General features: G+C 71.8%; 17 protein-coding genes and 1 tRNA gene. 7 read left to right on the forward strand and 11 right to left on the reverse strand.

Going from position 1 to position 17,480, the window contains the following annotated elements; all coding sequences use genetic code 11:
* Nucleotides 1–381 precede the first annotated feature (381 nt).
* Nucleotides 382–471, reverse strand: a tRNA-Ser gene (locus AB0K35_RS09300).
* Nucleotides 472–632: 161 nt separating this feature from the next.
* On the opposite strand from AB0K35_RS09300, the gene AB0K35_RS09305 reads away from it, so the two are divergent.
* Complete coding sequence (locus tag AB0K35_RS09305; RefSeq protein WP_363884646.1) at nucleotides 633–1,631, forward strand: NAD(P)H-quinone oxidoreductase; 999 nt, start codon at nucleotides 633–635, stop codon at nucleotides 1,629–1,631.
* A 28-nt stretch (nucleotides 1,632–1,659) separates the two neighbouring features.
* Here the strand turns inward: AB0K35_RS09305 and soxR are convergent, their stop codons facing one another.
* The gene (soxR, locus tag AB0K35_RS09310; RefSeq protein WP_238669962.1) at nucleotides 1,660–2,133 is read right to left on the reverse strand and encodes a redox-sensitive transcriptional activator SoxR; all 474 of its coding nucleotides are present in this window, start codon (nucleotides 2,131–2,133) and stop codon (nucleotides 1,660–1,662) included.
* A 47-nt stretch (nucleotides 2,134–2,180) separates the two neighbouring features.
* Between soxR and AB0K35_RS09315 the strand changes: the two genes are divergently transcribed.
* Both AB0K35_RS09315 and AB0K35_RS09320 read left to right on the forward strand, forming a co-directional pair.
* The gene (locus AB0K35_RS09315) at nucleotides 2,181–2,876 is read left to right on the forward strand and encodes a transketolase (RefSeq protein WP_238669963.1); all 696 of its coding nucleotides are present in this window, start codon (nucleotides 2,181–2,183) and stop codon (nucleotides 2,874–2,876) included.
* Between the two features lie 5 nt (nucleotides 2,877–2,881).
* Nucleotides 2,882–3,775, forward strand: a complete 894-nt coding sequence (locus AB0K35_RS09320) for a transketolase (RefSeq protein WP_363884649.1) — start codon at nucleotides 2,882–2,884, stop codon at nucleotides 3,773–3,775.
* On the opposite strand, the gene AB0K35_RS09325 is transcribed toward AB0K35_RS09320, so the two are convergent.
* Nucleotides 3,761–4,468, reverse strand: a complete 708-nt coding sequence (locus AB0K35_RS09325; protein WP_238669965.1) for a glycosyltransferase family 2 protein — start codon at nucleotides 4,466–4,468, stop codon at nucleotides 3,761–3,763. The two genes, AB0K35_RS09320 and AB0K35_RS09325, sit on opposite strands and share 15 nt — an antisense overlap.
* A gap of 123 nt (nucleotides 4,469–4,591) precedes the next feature.
* Between AB0K35_RS09325 and AB0K35_RS09330 the strand changes: the two genes are divergently transcribed.
* Nucleotides 4,592–6,811: a glycosyltransferase family 39 protein gene (locus tag AB0K35_RS09330; RefSeq protein ID WP_363884651.1), complete on the forward strand. Its 2,220-nt coding sequence runs from the start codon at nucleotides 4,592–4,594 to the stop codon at nucleotides 6,809–6,811.
* Between the two features lie 229 nt (nucleotides 6,812–7,040).
* Nucleotides 7,041–8,642: a ricin-type beta-trefoil lectin domain protein gene (locus tag AB0K35_RS09335; RefSeq protein WP_238669967.1), complete on the forward strand. Its 1,602-nt coding sequence runs from the start codon at nucleotides 7,041–7,043 to the stop codon at nucleotides 8,640–8,642.
* Nucleotides 8,643–8,699: 57 nt separating this feature from the next.
* On the opposite strand, the gene AB0K35_RS09340 is transcribed toward AB0K35_RS09335, so the two are convergent.
* The 6 genes from AB0K35_RS09340 to AB0K35_RS09365 form a co-directional block, all read right to left on the reverse strand.
* Entirely contained in the window at nucleotides 8,700–9,299 is a 600-nt protein-coding gene (locus tag AB0K35_RS09340) for a hypothetical protein (RefSeq protein ID WP_238669968.1), read from the reverse strand.
* 57 nt (nucleotides 9,300–9,356) lie between these two features.
* Nucleotides 9,357–10,823, reverse strand: coding sequence for a HAMP domain-containing sensor histidine kinase (locus AB0K35_RS09345; protein WP_363884654.1), 1,467 nt, complete (start codon nucleotides 10,821–10,823; stop codon nucleotides 9,357–9,359).
* Nucleotides 10,816–11,508 carry a response regulator transcription factor gene (locus AB0K35_RS09350; RefSeq protein WP_238669970.1) on the reverse strand — a complete coding sequence of 231 codons (693 nt, stop codon included), beginning with the start codon at nucleotides 11,506–11,508 and terminating at the stop codon, nucleotides 10,816–10,818. The genes AB0K35_RS09345 and AB0K35_RS09350 overlap by 8 nt, the downstream gene beginning before the upstream one ends.
* An 89-nt stretch (nucleotides 11,509–11,597) precedes the next feature.
* Nucleotides 11,598–12,104: a hypothetical protein gene (locus AB0K35_RS09355; protein WP_238669971.1), complete on the reverse strand. Its 507-nt coding sequence runs from the start codon at nucleotides 12,102–12,104 to the stop codon at nucleotides 11,598–11,600.
* Nucleotides 12,105–12,215: 111 nt separating this feature from the next.
* A complete protein-coding gene (locus tag AB0K35_RS09360; protein WP_363884656.1) occupies nucleotides 12,216–13,229 on the reverse strand; it encodes an aminoglycoside phosphotransferase family protein in 1,014 nt (337 codons plus the stop codon).
* Between the two features lie 55 nt (nucleotides 13,230–13,284).
* A complete protein-coding gene (locus AB0K35_RS09365) occupies nucleotides 13,285–14,457 on the reverse strand; it encodes an acetyl-CoA C-acyltransferase (protein WP_357360664.1) in 1,173 nt (390 codons plus the stop codon).
* A gap of 112 nt (nucleotides 14,458–14,569) precedes the next feature.
* Between AB0K35_RS09365 and AB0K35_RS09370 the strand changes: the two genes are divergently transcribed.
* Nucleotides 14,570–14,998, forward strand: coding sequence for a PH domain-containing protein (locus AB0K35_RS09370; protein WP_363884659.1), 429 nt, complete (start codon nucleotides 14,570–14,572; stop codon nucleotides 14,996–14,998).
* 16 nt (nucleotides 14,999–15,014) lie between these two features.
* Here AB0K35_RS09370 and AB0K35_RS09375 read toward each other — a convergent pair whose 3' ends face one another.
* Complete coding sequence (locus AB0K35_RS09375; RefSeq protein ID WP_238669975.1) at nucleotides 15,015–15,926, reverse strand: rhomboid family intramembrane serine protease; 912 nt, start codon at nucleotides 15,924–15,926, stop codon at nucleotides 15,015–15,017.
* Between the two features lie 94 nt (nucleotides 15,927–16,020).
* Nucleotides 16,021–16,551 carry a peptidylprolyl isomerase gene (locus AB0K35_RS09380; RefSeq protein WP_124859782.1) on the reverse strand — a complete coding sequence of 177 codons (531 nt, stop codon included), beginning with the start codon at nucleotides 16,549–16,551 and terminating at the stop codon, nucleotides 16,021–16,023.
* A gap of 84 nt (nucleotides 16,552–16,635) precedes the next feature.
* On the opposite strand from AB0K35_RS09380, the gene AB0K35_RS09385 reads away from it, so the two are divergent.
* Entirely contained in the window at nucleotides 16,636–17,415 is a 780-nt protein-coding gene (locus AB0K35_RS09385) for a hypothetical protein (protein WP_238669976.1), read from the forward strand.
* The last annotated feature ends 65 nt before the right edge of the window (nucleotides 17,416–17,480 follow it).

A 17,480-nucleotide genomic window follows, 5' to 3' on the forward strand; every position in this document is an offset into this window, starting at 1 on the left:
CCACATCATCGCGATGCCCTCCCGTCTCAGGGGCGGCAGCCATCGCCCCTAACCGGGCGACGCGGCACACCTACTGCAATCGTGAGAAGACGCTAGGCAACAACGACAGGCGCAAAGGGTACGCAGCGTACCCAGCGACAGGAGGTACCCCTACAGGTCTGGCACCGCGATCCGGCTCTCCAACTGGATCGCCTCGGCGCGGACCCTGCTCGCCGCGCCGCCTGCCGAGCGCCTCGGTCGTGGATATACGTCTCGCCCCGTCGAACCCGGCGGCTGGCAGCGGCCGGGCCTCGACTCAGATGATCCACTCGGGTTCGGTGAAATCGGGGTATCCCGAAGCCCCGGACACCCCGACTCCCGGGAAGTCGAGTGGATCAAGAATGGCGGAGGGTGTGGGATTCGAACCCACGAAGACATCGCTGCCTTACCGGTTTTCAAGACCAGCGCCATCGGCCACTAGGCGAACCCTCCTGGGCCGCCACCCGTGGGCGTACGGCCACGCATAGTCTGCCACGGCTCGCTTCGGACGGCCCGGCGTCCCTCCCCGGTGCGCCGGCCAGGCCGTCTACTCGGTCCACAGTGGGCTGGAGGGTGCGCCTGCGGCACCCGGTGAGATCGGGAAGACTGGGCCCATGCGAGCCATCACGATTCCGCAGCCCGGTGGACCCGACGCGCTGGTCTGGGCCGAGGTGCCCGATCCGGAGCCGGGCCCCAACGAGGTGATCGTGGACGTGCGGGCAACCGGGGTCAACCGCGCTGACCTGCTGCAACGGCAGGGGCACTACCCGCCGCCGCCGGGCGCGCCAGCGTACCCAGGGTTGGAATGCTCTGGGGTGATCACGGAGGTTGGCGCGGAGGTCGCCGGGTGGGCGGTCGGGCAGCAGGTCTGCGCGCTGCTGGCCGGCGGCGGGTACGCGGAGCGGGTGGCGGTCCCCGCCGGGCAGTTGCTGCCGGTGCCGGCGTGCGACCCGGTCGACGCGGCGGCACTGCCCGAGGTGGCCTGCACTGTCTGGTCGAACCTGATCCGGGTGGCGCGGCTGGGCGCGGGCGACACGCTGCTGGTGCACGGCGGCGGCAGCGGGATCGGCACCTTCGCCGTGCAGTTCGGGGCGGCCCTCGGCGTGACAGTGCTGACCACCGCGCGGGAGACCAAGCACGATCGGCTGCGTGAGCTTGGCGCGGCACACCTGATCGACTATCGGGAGCAGGATTTCGTCGAGGAGGTCCGGCGGGTCACCGACGGGCGCGGTGTGGACGTCATTCTCGACATCATGGGTGGGTCCTACCTGGGGCGGAACGTCTCCGCGCTGGCCACCGGCGGTCGGCTCGTGGTGATCGGGATGCAGGGTGGGCGCAAGGCCGAGTTGGATCTCGGCGCGCTGCTGACCAAGCGGGCGAGTGTCACCGCGACGTCGCTACGGTCCCGTCCGCTCGCCGAGAAGGCGGAGATCGTCCAGGGCGTACGGGACGAGGTGTGGCCGTTGGTCGAGGCGGGCCGGATCCGGCCGATCGTGGACCGGCGGCTGCCGATGACCGAGGCGGCGCAGGCGCACCGGCTCGTCGAGTCGAACGACCACTTCGGCAAGGTGCTGCTCACCCGCCCGCCGGGCGGACGCTCGGCAGTCAGCTGAGCGAGCCCGCCGGGCGGACGGTCCGCAGTCAGCTGAGCGAGCCTGCCAGCGTCGGATCGTCGGTCGGTCGGGGCAGCACCAGCCGGGCGCCCGGGCCCTCGCCGGCCAGCGTGTCCTCCGGGTTGTTGAGCGTGCAGCGCTGCAATGACAGGCAGCCGCAGCCGATGCAGCCGTCCAGGTCGTCGCGGAGCTTGGTGAGCAGCCGGATCCGCTCGTTCAGCCGGCTGCGCCAGCTCGCCGACAGCCGCGCCCAGTCCTGCGGGCTCGGGGTGCGGGCCTCGGGGAGCGAGTCGAGTGCCTCCCGGATCTCGTCGAGCGAGACGCCGACCTGCTGGGAGATCCGGATGAAGGCGACCCGACGCAGCTCGACGCGGGCGTAGCGGCGCTGGTTGCCGCCGGTGCGGTCGGCGCGGATCAGCCCGAGTCGCTCGTAGTAGCGCAGCGCCGACGGTGCCACCCCGGAGCGGGCGGACAGCTCACCGATCGTCAGTAGATCCGGCATCACAAGGTCCTTGAGTTGAAGTCCACTTCAACTCACACAGTAGTGGCATGACCACCACACTGCCCACCGACAGCAGCGCCCGACTGCCCGGGCTGATCCGACGACTGACCGGCGACGAGAAGCACGCGCCGAGCGCGCACTCCACCGTCGACGTGCTCCAGGTGCTCTACGACCGGGTGCTGCGGGTCACCCCCGACACCGCCGACGACCCGGAGCGGGACCGGTTCCTGCTCTCCAAGGGCCACGGACCGGCCGCCTACTACGCGGTGCTCGCCGCGCACGGCTTCATCCCGGACGCCTGGCTCGACGACCTGGCCGGGCCGGAGAGCCGGCTCGGCCACCACCCGGACCGGCTCCTGGTGCCCGGGGTCGAGATCGGTTCCGGCTCCCTCGGGCACGGGCTCGGGCTGGCCGTCGGCACCGCGCTCGGCCTGCGCGCCCAGGGACTGCGCAAAGCCCGGGTGTACGTGCTGCTCGGCGACGCCGAACTGGACGAGGGGTCCAACCACGAGGCGATCGCGTACGCGGGAGCGACAGGTCTGGACAGCCTCACCGCGGTGGTGGTCGACAACGAGTCGGCCAGCCACGGGTGGGCCGGTGGCATCGCCAGCCGGTTCACGGTCAACGGGTGGACCGCCGACACCATCGACGGCCGGGACCACGAAGCCCTGTACGCGGCGTTGACCGGGCACCGACCAGGACACCCCCACCTGGTGGTCGCCCGCATCGAGAGCAAGGGATGACCGACATGCGTACCGCCTTCATCGACACCACCACTGCGCTCCTCGACGAGGATCCGCGTACCGCACTGGTGCTGGCCGACATCTCGGCGAGCCAGTTCGCCTCAGCCGGCCACCGCCACCCGGACCGGGTGCTCAACGTCGGGATCCGGGAGCAACTGATGATCGGGGTGGCCGGCGGGCTCGCCCTGACCGGGCTGCGTCCGATCGCGCACTCGTACGCGACGTTCCTGGTGGACCGGGCGTACGAGCAGATCAAGTTGGATCTGGACCACCAGGGCGTGGGCGCTGTCCTGGTCAGCATCGGCGCGTCGTACGACGGGTCGGCTGAGGGCCGCACCCACCAGTCGCCCGGAGACGTGGCGCTCTTCGACTCCCTCGGTGACGGCTGGACGGTCCGGGTGCCCGGCCACCCGGACGAGGTGGCGCCGCTGCTGCGCGACGCCGTGACCACTGACGATCCGATCTACCTGCGGCTCTGCGAGCAGCGCAACGCCGAGGCGTACCCGGACGCCACCCGGCTACGGGTGCTCCGGCGGGGCCTGACGAACGCGCCCCTCGTGGTGGCTGTCGGGCCGATGCTCGGCCCCACGCTGGCGGCGACAGAGGGAATTGACGTGACGGTGGCGTACACCCACACGCCCCGGCCGCTCGACACGCCCGGGCTGCGGGCGCTCGCCAACACCGACGTGGTGCTTGTCGAGCCGTACCTGGCGGGAACGTCGAGCGCGCTGGTCAGCCGGGCCCTGGCGGACGTACCGCACCGGCTGCTCGCCCTCGGGGTGGGTCAGACCGACCTGCGGCGGTACGGCGATCCGGCCGACCACGCCCGGTGGCATGGGCTGGACGCCGACGGCCTGCGGCGGTCGATCAGCGCGTTCCTGGGGTCAGTTGGCGGCTGAGACGGCAGGGCGGCGGCGAGCGCGCTCGCGCCCGAGGATCCAGATCGCCTCGACGCCGTCCTTCCAGGTGATCTTCTTGCCCTCTTCCCGGCCGCGCGCCCGGTAGCTGATCGGCACCTCGTACGGCCGGATCCGGCGACGCAGCAGCTTGCCGGTCACCTCGGCCTCCATGCCGAAGCCACGCGAGCGCACCTGAAGCGACCGGTAGAGCGCCACCGGCATCAGCTTGAAGCAGGTCTCCAGGTCGCCGATGTACGAGTTGAACAGCACGTTGGCCGCCATCGTGACGCCCTTGTTGCCCATCACGTACCAGAAGCTGTAGGCGCTGTGGCTGCCGAAGGTGCGATTGCCGTAGACCACGGTGGCCCGGCCGTCGAGCACCGGGTCGAGCAGCTTGGGGATGTCCTGCGGGTCGTACTCCAGGTCGGCGTCGAGGATGACCATGTAGTCACCCTCCGCGCTGTCGACAGCCGTCTTGATGGCGGCGCCCTTGCCGGCGTTGCGCTGGTGGGTGATGACCCGAAGGCGTGCGTCGTCGGCGCGACCGAGGACCTCGCCGGTGCCGTCGCGGCTGCCGTCGTCGACGACTACCAATTCGATCTCGCAGGGATAGTCAACCGCCAATGCCTGCTTGAGGGCATCCGCGATGCGTTCTTCCTCGTTGTAGACCGGCATGAGGATCGAGAGCTTCACGGGGATCTCCACGGTGGCGGCAACACGTCGGCCATAGCCTAGCCTGGTTAGTTTGTTTACCGCGTACCGCTACCGCTGGGCAGTCGGCGCGGCGGCCTCAGATCAATGGTGTTTACTTCCGCCATGTCGGCTGCCGGCTCCCTGCTCGCGGTGATTCCCGTCGCCGCGGTGGTCCTGCTCATCGTCGCGGCGATGCCACGCGAGGCTGGCGCGGTGGCACCGCTGCGGCTCGCCGTGGTGCGCGCCGTCCTGCTCACCGGGGCGTACGCGGTGCTCGTCGTCGAGGTGCTCGGCGCGACACACGCGCTGACCCGAGGCGCGTTCACCGTCGCCTGGCTGCTCTTCCTGGTCGCGGCCTCGGTGGTGGCCGGTCTGCGCTGGCGACGGGCGACCCGCCTCGGGCCGCCACCAGCCGCTGCACCGGTGCCGGTCAGCGCTGCGCCGGCAGTCAGCGCCGCACAGCATCCGGTGCCGGTCGGCGCGGCGGCGTCCGGTGGCGGACCCGACGTGTCCGCCCCGGCCGCGGAACGCAGTGAACCCGCCCCCGCGCCGACCCGGGCTGGTCGGGGGTTCGCTGACGTTCGTGCCGTGGCTGTCGACGCGTGGCGTACAGCCCGACCGGGTGAGCGGCTCCTCGCCGGCACGGTCGGCGGGCTGGTCCTGGTGGAGTTGCTTGTCGCGCTGCTGGCCGAGCCGAACAACTTCGACTCGCAGACGTACCACCTGCCGAAGGTGGAGCACTGGGTGGCCCAGGGCGACCTGGACTTCTGGCCCACAGCGATCCACCGGCAGGTGACCATCCCGCCCGGGGCCGAGTACCTGCTGCTGCACCTGCGCCTGCTCACCGGCGGGGATCACCTGTACAACCTTGTGCAGTGGGCGGCCGGGGTGGTCTGCCTTCTGGTGGCCGCACGGATCACCGCACAGCTCGGCGGCGGCCGGCGCGCCCAGTTGCTCACCGCGTTCGTTCTGGCGACCACGCCGATGGTGGTACTCCAGGCGACCAGCACGCAGACCGACCTGATCTGCGCGGCGTGGGTGGCCTGCGCGGCGACAGTGACGCTGGACGGGCTGAGTCGACGGACCGGCTGGGGCACGCTGCTCGGGCTGGGGGCGGCCACCGGGCTGACCGCTGTGACAAAGACCAGCGGCCTGATCGCTGTGGGCCCGCTGCTGGTGCTTTGGGGACTGGCCCAGTTGCGGCTGGCCCGGAGCGGGAACGCCGCGTCGACCGACCCGGCAGCGGGGGGCGCGGCTCGACGGTCCCGGCCGGTCGGCGGGCTGGCCCGCACTGTCGGCGGTTCGGTGCTGATCCTGGTGGTCGCCGCCGTGGTGGTCGGCCCGTTCCTGGCCCGGGTGACCGCCGAGTTCGGGCACCCGCTGGGGCCGCCCCGGCTGCGCGAGTCCATCCCCATGGAGCGGCACGACCCGGCGTCGACAGTGGTCAACGCGCTGCGGATCGGGCACACCGCGTTCGACACGCCGCTGGCGCCGCTGCGTCGGGCCGGGGCTGAGTTGATCATCAGTGGCGCCGAGGCGATCGGGGTCGACCCGCAGGACCGCGCGATCACCTTCGGGCGAGAACTGTTCCCGGAGCCAGCCTGGTATCCGGACGAGGACCGGGTGGCGTTTCCGCTGGCCGGGGCGTTGGCGGTGATCGGTGCGGTGATCGCGCTCGCCCGACCACGGCGGATCGCCCCCGAGCGGGCCGGGTCGCTGCGGGCGTACGCCGTGGTGGTGCTGACCGCCGTGCTGCTGCACACCGCGATGATCAAGTGGCAGCCGTGGGGCAACCGGCTGCTGCTCTACGCCGTGGTGCTCGCCGTGCCCCTCGCCGGCCTCTGGCTGGACGCTGTCCTGCGCAACCACGCGGGTGGGCGTCGAACGGTTGCCACCGTGGCGGCCGTCACCGTGCTGGCCACCTCGGCGCTGGCCGGGGTGCTCGCGCTGTCGTACGGCTTCCCCCGCCGGCTGGTCGGCTCCGGCTCGGTCTTCACCACCTCGGACTGGGACACCCGGTTCCTGCGCCGCCCGCAGTGGGCCGACGAGTTCCGCTGGGCGGCGACCGCGGTCCAGGACAGCGGTGCGCAGCGGATCGGGCTGGCGCAGCAGAACGACAACTGGGAGTACCCGTGGTGGCTGCTGCTGCGGCAGCCCGACGGCGGTTCACCGGACCTGGTGGCGTTGCAGTCGGTGCTGCCGGAACGACCGCCGGCCGACCCCTCCTCGGTCGACGCGATCGTCTGCACCGGCAACAAGGCGGCCTGCGCCAAACTCGTCCCGGCCGGCTGGCGGCTGGAGTTCCGCGGCTACGTCGGCTACGCCCTGCCGCCGGGCCGCTGAACCACAGCGGGCCGGGCCGCAGCGCTCGCCGCCGTCGCCACGTCGGTCGCCGCGCTCAGCCGGGCCGCTGAACCAGAAGCCAGCCCGGCGCGCGGGCCCGGATAGTCCGATCCGGGCGGTTCTGCATCCCGCGCGCAAGGATCTGAGGAGCATTCACATCCGTTGATCCGCACGTTACCGTCTGGTAACTCAATCGACGTCCCGCGATTGAGCCGAAAGGAGTGCGTCGATGCCTGCAATCCCCGCCAGGCCCGAACGCGCGACCCGACGACGGGCCATCACCGTCGCCGTCGCCGTCGCCGCTCTCGTCCTACCGATGCTCGCCGGACCGGCCACCCCCGCCACCGCCGCCGATCGACCAGCCGTCCAACCACTGCCCGCCAACCTCGAAGCCATCCGGGCCGCCGAGGCGACAGCCCTCTACGGCAGCCCGGCGATCCGCCCTATCGAACAGCGCCGCACCTCGTTGATCACCATGGGTGACAGCGAGATCTCCGGTGAGGGGGTCGGCAACTACGTCCCCGGCACCCACCAGGACGGCAACTGGTGCGACCGCTCCTACGACCAGGCGGTGTTCCGCACCGGCATCGCGTCGGACGCGCAGTACAACATCGCCTGCTCCGGTGCCACCCCCTGGAACCTGATCGCCGGCGGCCCGACCCAGCACAACGAGCTGAACCAGGGCGACTACCTGGGCATCAAGGCACGCAACACGCACGTGAAGCTGATCTGGGTGGTGGTCGGCGCGAACGGTGACGGCACCATCCAGTTCGGTCCGGTCGCCACCGACTGCGCCGTCCGCCGGGTCTTCTTCCAGGGCGCCTGCTACCCCACCTACACCGACCAGTGGACCATTCGCACCGACGGCAGCCGGCAGGCGGTGGAGTCGGCGCTGACCGACATCCGGCAGACCATGACCAACGCCGGCTACCTGCTGTCGGACTACGAACTGGTGCTGATGTCGTACCCGAGCCCCGGCAGCCCGGACGTGGAGGACAACCCGAACTTCCCCGGCTGGTACTCCGGCGGATGTCTGCTCTACCTGGCCGACGCGGCCTTCGCCCGGAACAAGGCGGTGCCGATGTTCGAGTCGGCGCTGCGCTCGGCCGCGGCGAACACCGGCACCCGCTACCTGGACGCCAGCCGGCTCTTCCACGGGCACGAGGTGTGCACCGACAACACCTCGGTCCGTGGCCTCTTCATCGAGGTCGGCATCTGGAACGAGAACGCCGCCCGACAGTCGTTCCACCCCAACGCCCGCGGGCACGGCATGTTCGCCCAGTGCATCACCCAGTTCTGGAACTCCGGCCAGACGCGGGCCAGCTGCGTCGACCCGGCCAGCACCGGCAGCGGCGTGCTCTACTCCGGCCTGATGCAGTTCAAGCAACTGCGCAACCTCGCCACCGGCACCTGCGTCGACGGCAAGGGGTACGACTCCCGCAACGGCACCGCGCAGCAGCCGTACTCCTGCCACGGTGGGCGTAACCAGGGCTTCTGGTACGACTCGGCTCGACGGTCGTTGCACTCGGAGCTGTCCCACGACCGGTGCCTGGATGTAGCGAACAGCTCGATGACCGCCGGCACCGCTGTCAACATCTACGACTGCAACGGCACCGGAGCGCAGCAGTTCGTCTTCGTGGGCAACCAGATCAAGCCGGCCGCCGCCACCAACCTCTGTGTGGCGTTCGACAACCCGCTGCTGGGCAGCTCCCGCCTGCGGTTGGCGAACTGCTCCAGCAGCACCCGGCAGCAGTGGTCGTTCGAGGCCCGTACCGCCGCCAACCCGGTCGGCTACGGTCACGACGACTTCATCGGCTCCCGCGTCTACTGACGAGAACGCGGCCGCTGACGAGGGCAGGGGCCCTGGTTGACGCCAGGGCCCCTGCGCTCACTTGGCGCGGGGAACGAGGATGAGCCGGGCCACGCCCTTGTCGCCGTCCTTCGCGCCGGCGACGCCGAGCGTCGCGCCGACAGTGACCTCGCTCGGCTGCACTGTGGCCCGCCGCTCGACCACCCGCAGGTCGTCACCGAAGGTCCAGGTCATCGTGAAGCCGTCGGTGGACCTGACTGTCATCGAGTCGCCGTCGATCGCTGTCACCTCGCCGCGCTGCACGGCGACGGTCTGCGTACCGCCGTCCTTCGTCTTCACCACCGCCTCACCGTGCAGGGTGTTCTTGCGCAGCAGCACGCGGGCCTGGCGGCGCTTGCGCCACTCCTCACCGCGCTTCTCCCGGGCCTTCTCCTGCGCGCTGGGGGACGCACCGGGCGTCGGCGTGGCCGGTGCGGCGACCGTCAGCACGTCCAGGTCGTCGGCGTCGAAACCCATCGCGGCCAGCGCCTGACCCTCGACTCCCATGGCGGCGGCGACCTCGACGGCGACATCGCGGGCGGGCTGGCTGGCCACCTCGGCCGCGCCGCACCCGCTGACGCCGAGCGCGACCGCCGCGAGCAGTGCCGTGGTGCCGGTGGCGATACCCCAACGTGGCATGACTCTCCCTCTCTGTCAGTGGAACCCTCAGCCTTCCCGGGAACGACGAGCGGAGCGTCAGGCCGATGTTCGGGTCAGGTAAGGATCACCGGGCAGCCGGACGGTGAAGGCGGCACCGCCCTCCGGCGCGTGCCCCGCGGCGATCTCCCCGCCCAACCGGCGGACCAGCCCGGCGGCCAGCGCCAACCCCAGTCCGCTGCCCACCTTGCGCACCCCCCGGTAACGCTCGTGCAGCGCACCGCGTTCGAAGGCCACAGCAAGGTCGTCGTCGGTGAAGCCGGGCCCGCCGTCGCGAACCTCCAACACGCCGCCGTGCGCCGGGTCCGCGCCGGCCGCCCGGACCGCGAGCACCACCGGCGACCCCGGGGGTACGACCCGCAGCGCGTTCTCCAGCAGCCCGTCCAGCACCTGCCGGATCCTCCCCGGATCGGTGTACGCGGGCACCGGCTGACCGGGCGTCTCCACCCGGAACGGCACGCCCACCGCCGCACACCGACCGGACCAGGTCGGCTCCGCGTCCACTGCCAGTCGGGTCAGGTCCACCGGCACCGGTTCGAGGGGAAAGTCGGCGGCCTCCAGCCGGGCCAGTGCCAACAGGTCGCCGATCAGCCGGTCCAGGTGTTGCGCCTCGGCCAGCATCGTCCGACCGGTGTCGACAGTGTCGTCGGCGCCGAGCACCCCGTCGGCGAGCGCCTCGGCGTACCCCCGGATCGCGGTCAGCGGGGTGCGCAGCTCGTGCGAGACGGAGAGCAGGAACTCCCGCTGTCGGCCCTCACTGGTGGCCAGCGCGGCAGCCAGCCCGTTCAACGCCTCGGCCAGGTCGGCGACCTCGTCCGGCGGCTCGACCGGCACCCGGACGTTGCGGTCACCGGCGCGCAGCCGGGCGGCGGCGGTGGCCGCGACCCGGATCGGCCGGGCCAGCCGACGGGCCAGCAGCAGCCCGGCCACCACACCGGCTGTCAACCCGGCCAGCAGCGGCAACCACAGGCTGAGCAGCACCCGGGCCCACAGCCCGTCGGCCAGTGGGCGGGAGAGCACCACCCCGTTGCCGCCGGGCAGGGCCCGACCCTCGACCAGGGCCCGCTCACCGTTCACCGAGCGGCGAGCCGACACGTTGCGGCCCTGCCCAATCCGCTGCACCACCCGCTGTGGCAGACCCGCCCGGTCGACAGCGCCACGGCGGATCAGGTACGCGTCGATGCCCTGGTCGCGCAGTTGCTGGATGAGCCGTTCCTCGTCGGCGCTGCGACCCCGGTCGAGGCGGGTCCGCAACACCTCGGCGGCGAGTCGGGCCTGGGCGGCGAGCGCCTCCTGCTCGCTCCGCTCCGCGCCACGGATCGCCAACGGCACCGCGACGATGGCGGTGACCAGCACCGACACCAGCGCCACCGCGCAGGTGACGAGCACCGCCCGGGCGGTCAGCGTACGGCCGGGTCGGCCTCGTCGGGGTGCTGTGGGTCTGACGGCGCCGACCACCGGCAGGGCCATGGTCGGCGACTCGACGTGCCCGGTGTGGTCAGGCATCTACCGCGTACCCGACGCCGCGGTGGGTCCGGATCACGCTCGCCGGGCCGAGTTTCGCCCGCACCTGGGCAACGTGCACGTCCACCGTCCGGGTGCCGGCGTGCGCCGCGTAGCCCCACACTCCGGCCAGCAACTCCTCCCGGGTGAAGACCCGGCCGGGCCGGGCCATCAGGTGGGCCAACAGGTCGAACTCGGTGGAGGTGAGCTGCACCGGGGCACCGGCGGCGGTGACAGTGCGGCGGGCCGGGTCGAGCGTCACCGGGCCGACGACACGTTGGCGGTCCGCGCCCTCCGGGCCGCCGGCGGATCGGCGCAGCACCGCGCGGACCCGGGCAACCAACTCCCGGGGGCTGAACGGCTTGGTGACGTAGTCGTCGGCGCCCAGCTCCAGGCCGACGATCCGATCCACCTCGTCGTCGCGGGCGGTGAGGAAGATGACCGGGGTCCAGTCGCCGGCCTCGCGCAGCCGGCGGCAGATCTCGGTGCCGGGCAGACCCGGCAGCGCGATGTCCAGGACGCAGGCCACCGGACGCAACCGGCGGGCCGCGCTCAGACCGGCCTCGCCGTCACGTTCCAGGTGGACGCCGAACCCGTCCCTGGTCAGGTAGAGCCGGACCAGGTCGGCGATGGCCGGCTCGTCCTCCACGACGAGGACGAGCCCGCGATGCGGTGGTTCGACTGTCACCGGCCCATGATTGCCGACCCGGTGGGCTCGGCGCGATCGGCGCGTGTTCGGGTTCGGTAAAGGCGGTGCGACGCCCGATCAGGGTCAGCTCACCAGGACGGAGCGAACATCCCGGGCCGGGCGGCGGCCGGTGCGTCGCCGATGCTGGCGACGACCCGCGCGCCGGGCGGCCGAAGGCGGGTCCGGAACGCCTGGTTGAGCAACGCGTCGAGCTGCCAGACCTGCTTCGGGTGAGTCGTCCGGATCAGGAACCGCTCACGGATCCCGTCGATCGCGGTGGCCGCCATCTCCACCGACTGCAGCCGCGGGTCCGGGCTCCAGGTGACGTTGCTCAGCTCGCGAAGCTCGGTGTTGAGATGCAGGCGCAGTCGGTGCAGGAGCCGGGTCTGCTGGGTCACCACCAGGCGGCGGTGCGTGAGTAGCAACAGGTAGTCGCCGGTGACCGGGCGGTCGGGGCGGCTGCAACGGGTGACCAGGATGGTGGCGTCACCGGAGCCGACGCAGCGCCGGAAGACCGGCATGTGCCGGCTCACCGTCTGCACGGCCAGGCCAGCCTCAGCGGCGGCCGGGAGGAACGTTCGGGAGAAGACGTCCATGACCTGCCCAACGACGTCCCCAGCAGGGTGACGTGGGTCACGCGGGTTTTTTGGAAGTTCCACGCCGCCTGTCGCACTGCCTGTCCGCTTTCCGACTCGGACGGATCATGGTCAGGAGTTCGGCTGAAGTGGACTGGCGGCGAACAGCTCCTCCAGCCAACCCGGGACCGCGTCGGCGTACTCGGCGCGGGACTCCTCGGGGGTGTCCAGTGCCCGACGCCAGGACAGCGACCGGCTCACCGGCCCCAGACCGATCGCGAGGTCGGCGGCCTCCACGAGGGTCCGCCGGTCGTACCGGTCGGTCCACGCCTCCAGGTAGGCGTCGCGCAACCGGACCAGTTGGGCGTCGTCGGCGGCGAGCTTCCCCGCGTGCCCGACGGCACGCAGGGTTACCAGCAACGTGCCGAACGGGTGCGCCACCGAGGCGTCGCCCCAGTCGAAGTAGCGGTAGCCGGCGTCACCGGCGAAGACGTTGCCGTCGTGCAGGTCGTCGTGTTGCACAGTGGCCGGAATGCCGATGTCGGCGAGCCGGCGGCACCGCTGCGCGTACGACGGCAGCTCGGCCCGCAACCGCTCGTGCACCTCCGGACTGAGCCCGCCCTCGGCGCCGATCAGCAGCGCCTCGCGATCGTCGAGCAGTTCGACGAAGAGATCGGCCAGCACCTCCGGACGCTGATCCGGCACGCCCAGGGCGACCAGCTCGTCCGCGCGCGGCGCGCTCGCCAGTTGCAGTGCCGCGTACCCGGGCAGCGCCCGCTCCCAGTGCGTCAGATCGGGGTCACGCGCCAGCACGTCACGCAACGACTCGCCGCCGTCGGGCAGCAGCGACCAGCCCTGCGTCGGGTCCACAGCGATCGGCGTCAGCACCCGGTCGGGCGTCAACTCGGCGAGCGCCGCGATCAGGACCGCCTCGTGCACGGTGCCCGGGTTGTTGGCCTTGAACCAGACCGGGCCGTCGTCGGTGGGCACCCGCCACACCAGCGACCAGGGTCGCAGCCTCGGCTCCACCAGCCCGGTCACCCGTCGGCCGGCCCGGCTCAGTTGCGCGTCAACCCAGGATCGGGCCCGCACCTGCCACTGCTCGTTGGACCAGTCGGGGGTGCGCTCACCGGCGATCGTCGTCACGCTGGGCACCTTAGGCGGCCGTTCCGCGTCGAGGCGAGGCGTTTCCCGCCCCGGGTCAGATCAGCTCGACGATTGTGGCATTGGCCATGCCGCCGCCCTCGCACATGGTCTGCAGGCCGTAGCGGATGCCGTTGTCCCGCATGTGCTGGAGCATGGTGGTCATGATCCGGGCACCGGAGCCGCCGAGCGGGTGGCCGAGGGCGATCGCTCCGCCGCGCGGGTTGAGCCGCTCCGGGTCCGCCTCGGTCTCCGCCAGCCAGGCCAGCGGCACCGGGGCGAACGCCTCGTTCACCTCGTACACGCCGATCTCCTCGATGCCCAGCCCCGCGCGGCGCAGCGCCTTCGCGGTGGCCGGGATGGGCGCGGTGAGCATGGTGACCGGGTCGTCGGCGGCGACCACTGCGGTGTGGATCCGGGCCAACGGGCGCAGGCCGTGGCGGCTGGCCCAGTCGGAGGTGGTCACTGCGAGGGCCGCGGCACCGTCGGAGATCTGGGACGCGGAACCGGCGGTCACCACACCGTCGGCCCGGAACGGGGTGGCCAGCTCACCCAGCTTCTCCAGGGAGGTCTCCCGGCGGATGCCCTCGTCGGCGGCGAACTTGCCACCGTCGGCGAGCGGCACCGCGGTCAGCTCCGGGTCGAACGCGCCGGCGTCCTGCGCGGCGGCGGCCTTCTCGTGGCTGGCAAGCGCGAACTCGTCGAGCTGGGTGCGCGAGAGGCGCCACCGCTGGGCGATCAGCTCGGCACCGACCCCCTGGTTGAACGGCAGGGGCGCGTCGTCGGCGAAGCCCTCGACGCCCCGGTAACGGGCGCGCAACTGGTCACTGAACGGCATGCCGCCGGCCACACTGGAACCCATCGGCACCCGGGTCATCGACTCGACGCCGCCGGCGACCACCAGGTCGGCCTGACCGGAGAGCACCGTCGCGGCGGCGAAGTGCAGGGCCTGCTGGCTGGAGCCGCACTGCCGGTCGACTGTGGTGCCGGGCACCGTCTCCGGCCAGCCGGCGGCGAGCACGCCGTTGCGGGCGATGTTCCACGACTGCTCGCCGACCTGGGACACGCAGCCCCAGAAGACATCGTCGACCTGGGCCGGGTCGAGCCCGGTGCGCTCGGCGAGGGCGCGCAGCACGTGCGCCGAGAGGTCGACCGGGTGGACGCTGGCGAGGCTGCCCTTGCGCCGCCCGACCGGGGTACGTACCGCGCCGACGATGACCGCGTCACTCATGTTTACTCCCCGGTAACTTGGGCTGCCCCGATCCTACGTCGTCCATCGACCGGTCGTCCGGCCACACCCGCACGAGGTGCCGGAATCCGACGGCCGCTGGCATGCTGGGCGGGTGAATGAGACCTCCCCGGCACAGGAGTGGCGGGTGCCGTCGAGCCTGCCGGCGGCGAAGCTGGCCGGCGCCGTCCTGCTCGTCACGCTCGGGCTGCTCTTCGCCGACGGCGACGCCGTCCGCCTGGCGTTGGCCGTCCTGGCCGCCGCCGCGCTGGCCGGCTGGGCGGTACGTGACCTGGTCGCCCCGGTCCGATTGGCGGTGGATCCGGCCGGGCTCACAGTCATCCACGGCTTCGCCGGTCGGCGGCTGCTGCAGTGGTCGTCGGTCGAGGCGATCGCCGTCGACCGGCGACCCCGACTGGGGCTGACCAGCGAAACCCTGGAGATCGACGCGGGCAACTCGCTGCACCTGTTCGGCCGGTACGACCTGGGGGCCACCCCGGAAGAGGTGGCCACCGCCCTGCGCGCCGCCCGCCCGGTCAGGTGAGGTGCCGCCCGCCCGGTCAGGTGAGCAGGGCGGCGGTCCGGAAGAGCACCAGCGCGAGCAGGATCAGCAGGATCAGCGCCCCACCGGTGACCTGCACCAGCGTGCGCCGACCACGCGGCGCGTACGCGAGCACCAACGCCATCAACGCGCCGACCACCAGCCCGCCCAGGTGCCCGGGGATCGAGATGCCCGGCACGGCCAGCGTGAACACCAGGTTGATCACCAGGATCGGGATGATCCGGGAAATGTCCCGGCCCAACCTGCGCTCGATGATGATCAGCGCGGCGAAGAGACCGAACACGGCCGTCGACGCGCCGACGGTGGCCGCCCGCGGGCTGCTGAACAGGTAGGCGGCCACGTTGCCGCCGAGGCCCGCGATCAGGTAGAGCGCGGCGAACCGCGCCCGCCCGAGGTTGGCCTCCAGCGACCGGCCGAGGATCCACAGCGCCCACATGTTGAGCAGCAGGTGGAGCACGCCGTAGTGCAGGAACATCGCCGTGACCAGCCGGTACCACTGGCCCTCGGCGATCCCTCCCAGCGTGTAGTCGGAGAGGTAGGCCCGGCCGAGCACCGCACCCCACTCGGTCAGCGGCGTGCTGCCACCCATCAGGCCGCCGAAGCCGGAGCCGCCCACCGCCGCGTCCCCGCCCCGGGCGGAGGCGATGGAGACCAGCAGGAACAGCACGTTCAGCGCGATCAGCGCCTTTGTGACATAGCCGTGCCGGCCGGCCGTACCGCCGCCGAAGGCGGTACGCGCCGGCCGGACACTGCGACGCCCCTCGTCGACGCACTCCGGGCACTGGTGCCCGACCGAGGCATCCCGCATGCAGTCCGGGCAGATCGGCCGGTCACAGCGGGTGCACCGGACGTAGGTCTCCCGGCCGGGGTGCCGGTAGCAGACCGGGGTGGTCGGCGGAGATTCGCTCACCGGGCCGACCCTCCCGCCACCACCACACGGTCCACCGGCACCGGCCGTGCTCCGGAGCGCTCAATCATGCGAGCAAAGGTACCTCGCCAGTCACTCAGGAAGCGGACCGCTCGATCTCGACCCGCTCGATGACGACGTCCTGGAGCGGACGGTCGCTCGGACCGGTCGGGGTGCTCGCGATCGAATCCACGACCTTCACCGACTCCTCGTCGGCGACCTGGCCGAAGATGGTGTGCCGGTTGTTGAGGTGCGGCGTCGGGGACACGGTGATGAAGAACTGCGAACCGTTGGTGCCCGGTCCGGCGTTCGCCATCGCCAACAGGTACGGACGGTCGAACCGCAGCTCCGGGTGGAACTCGTCGGCGAACTTGTAGCCCGGTCCGCCCCGGCCGGTGCCGGTCGGGTCGCCCATCTGGACCATGAAACCGCTGATCACCCGGTGCGAGATGGTGCCGTCGTAGTACGGACCACTGCCCGGCTGACCGGTGCGCGGGTCGGTGTACTCACGGTTGCCCTCGGCCAGGTCGACGAAGTTGCGGACGGTCTTCGGCGCGTGGTTGGGGAAGAGCTCCAGCCGGATCGGGCCAGCGTTGGTGTGCAGGGTGGCGTAGACAGCCTCGGCCACGGGTACTCCTCACTCGTTGGTCAGTTCCATGCGGATCCTCCCATGTGCCCGATCTGGCATCGCGGAGGCATCCGAAGGTGGAGGATGACGAAGGAACAACTCCCAGGAGGTAGGACCGTGTTTGGATTCGGGCGGCGTAAGTCCCAGGGGCAGCAGGCCTTGGCCGAGCTGAACCAAAGCATCAACCACCTGATGCTGGCAGCCAACCACGCCGCGAAGGGCGCTGGCGCGACCGTCGGCCCGCGGGTCCAGGTGGCCCGGGGTTACGTCGCACCGACCGCCGCGTTGGTACGCGACCGCGCGTCGACCGGCTGGGGGACGACTCTCACCACGCTGGCACCGCTGGCGGCGGCTGCTCGTGACGGCGCCGCGCAGGCAGGGCCGCTGACCAGGAAGGCCAAGTCGAAGACCATGCGGATCACCGGTAAGAAGAAGCAGCCGCGTCGTCGCGGCTCGATGATGACCGGCCTGTTGGCTGCGGGTGCCATCGCCGGCGTGGCCGGCGCGGTCGCGCTGCGTCGCCGCCGGGAGCAGCAGGAGTGGGCCGAGTACGACCCGACCCGCAGCACCCTGGAGCCGATGCGCGACGAGGTCGACTCGATCGAGGTGCGTACGCCGTCCGCGGCCCGGGGGTCCGACGGGTCCGCCATGTCCGGCGCGGCGGGGATGACCGGCGCGGGCAGCTCGGCGGTGGCCAGCGGCTCCAGCGCCAGCACCACCACCCCGGCCAAGCAGACCGGTGTCCGCCCGACCGACAAGGTCCCGTCGGTCGCCGAGGGTGCCACCGACGTCTCCGGTCGGCCGACCGACGACCTCACCAAGGCGCTGGGCAAGGACACGGCCCGCACCAACGGCCGCCGCTGAGGTCACCAGCAGCGCATCGGGCGCCGGCGAGTGGGTCCCCCACCTCGCCGGCGCTTCCGCGTGAG

The sequence above is a fragment of the Micromonospora sp. NPDC053740 genome, assembly GCF_040677775.1.
Taxonomy (GTDB): domain Bacteria; phylum Actinomycetota; class Actinomycetes; order Mycobacteriales; family Micromonosporaceae; genus Micromonospora; species Micromonospora alfalfae.

Bases quoted from the DNA above. Each gene is read 5' to 3' on its own strand.
- AB0K35_RS09330 (WP_363884651.1), top strand. From the start codon at position 4,592: ATGTCGGCTGCCGGCTCCCTGCTCGCGGTGATTCCCGTCGCCGCGGTG.
- AB0K35_RS09355 (WP_238669971.1), bottom strand. From the start codon at position 12,104: ATGGACGTCTTCTCCCGAACGTTCCTCCCGGCCGCCGCTGAGGCTGGC.
- AB0K35_RS09345 (WP_363884654.1), bottom strand. From the start codon at position 10,823: ATGCCTGACCACACCGGGCACGTCGAGTCGCCGACCATGGCCCTGCCG.
- AB0K35_RS09365 (WP_357360664.1), bottom strand. From the start codon at position 14,457: ATGAGTGACGCGGTCATCGTCGGCGCGGTACGTACCCCGGTCGGGCGG.
- AB0K35_RS09315 (WP_238669963.1), top strand. From the start codon at position 2,181: ATGACCACCACACTGCCCACCGACAGCAGCGCCCGACTGCCCGGGCTG.
- AB0K35_RS09335 (WP_238669967.1), top strand. From the start codon at position 7,041: ATGCCTGCAATCCCCGCCAGGCCCGAACGCGCGACCCGACGACGGGCC.
- AB0K35_RS09385 (WP_238669976.1), top strand. From the start codon at position 16,636: ATGACGAAGGAACAACTCCCAGGAGGTAGGACCGTGTTTGGATTCGGG.
- AB0K35_RS09305 (WP_363884646.1), top strand. From the start codon at position 633: ATGCGAGCCATCACGATTCCGCAGCCCGGTGGACCCGACGCGCTGGTC.
- soxR (WP_238669962.1), bottom strand. From the start codon at position 2,133: ATGCCGGATCTACTGACGATCGGTGAGCTGTCCGCCCGCTCCGGGGTG.
- AB0K35_RS09320 (WP_363884649.1), top strand. From the start codon at position 2,882: ATGCGTACCGCCTTCATCGACACCACCACTGCGCTCCTCGACGAGGAT.
- AB0K35_RS09340 (WP_238669968.1), bottom strand. From the start codon at position 9,299: ATGCCACGTTGGGGTATCGCCACCGGCACCACGGCACTGCTCGCGGCG.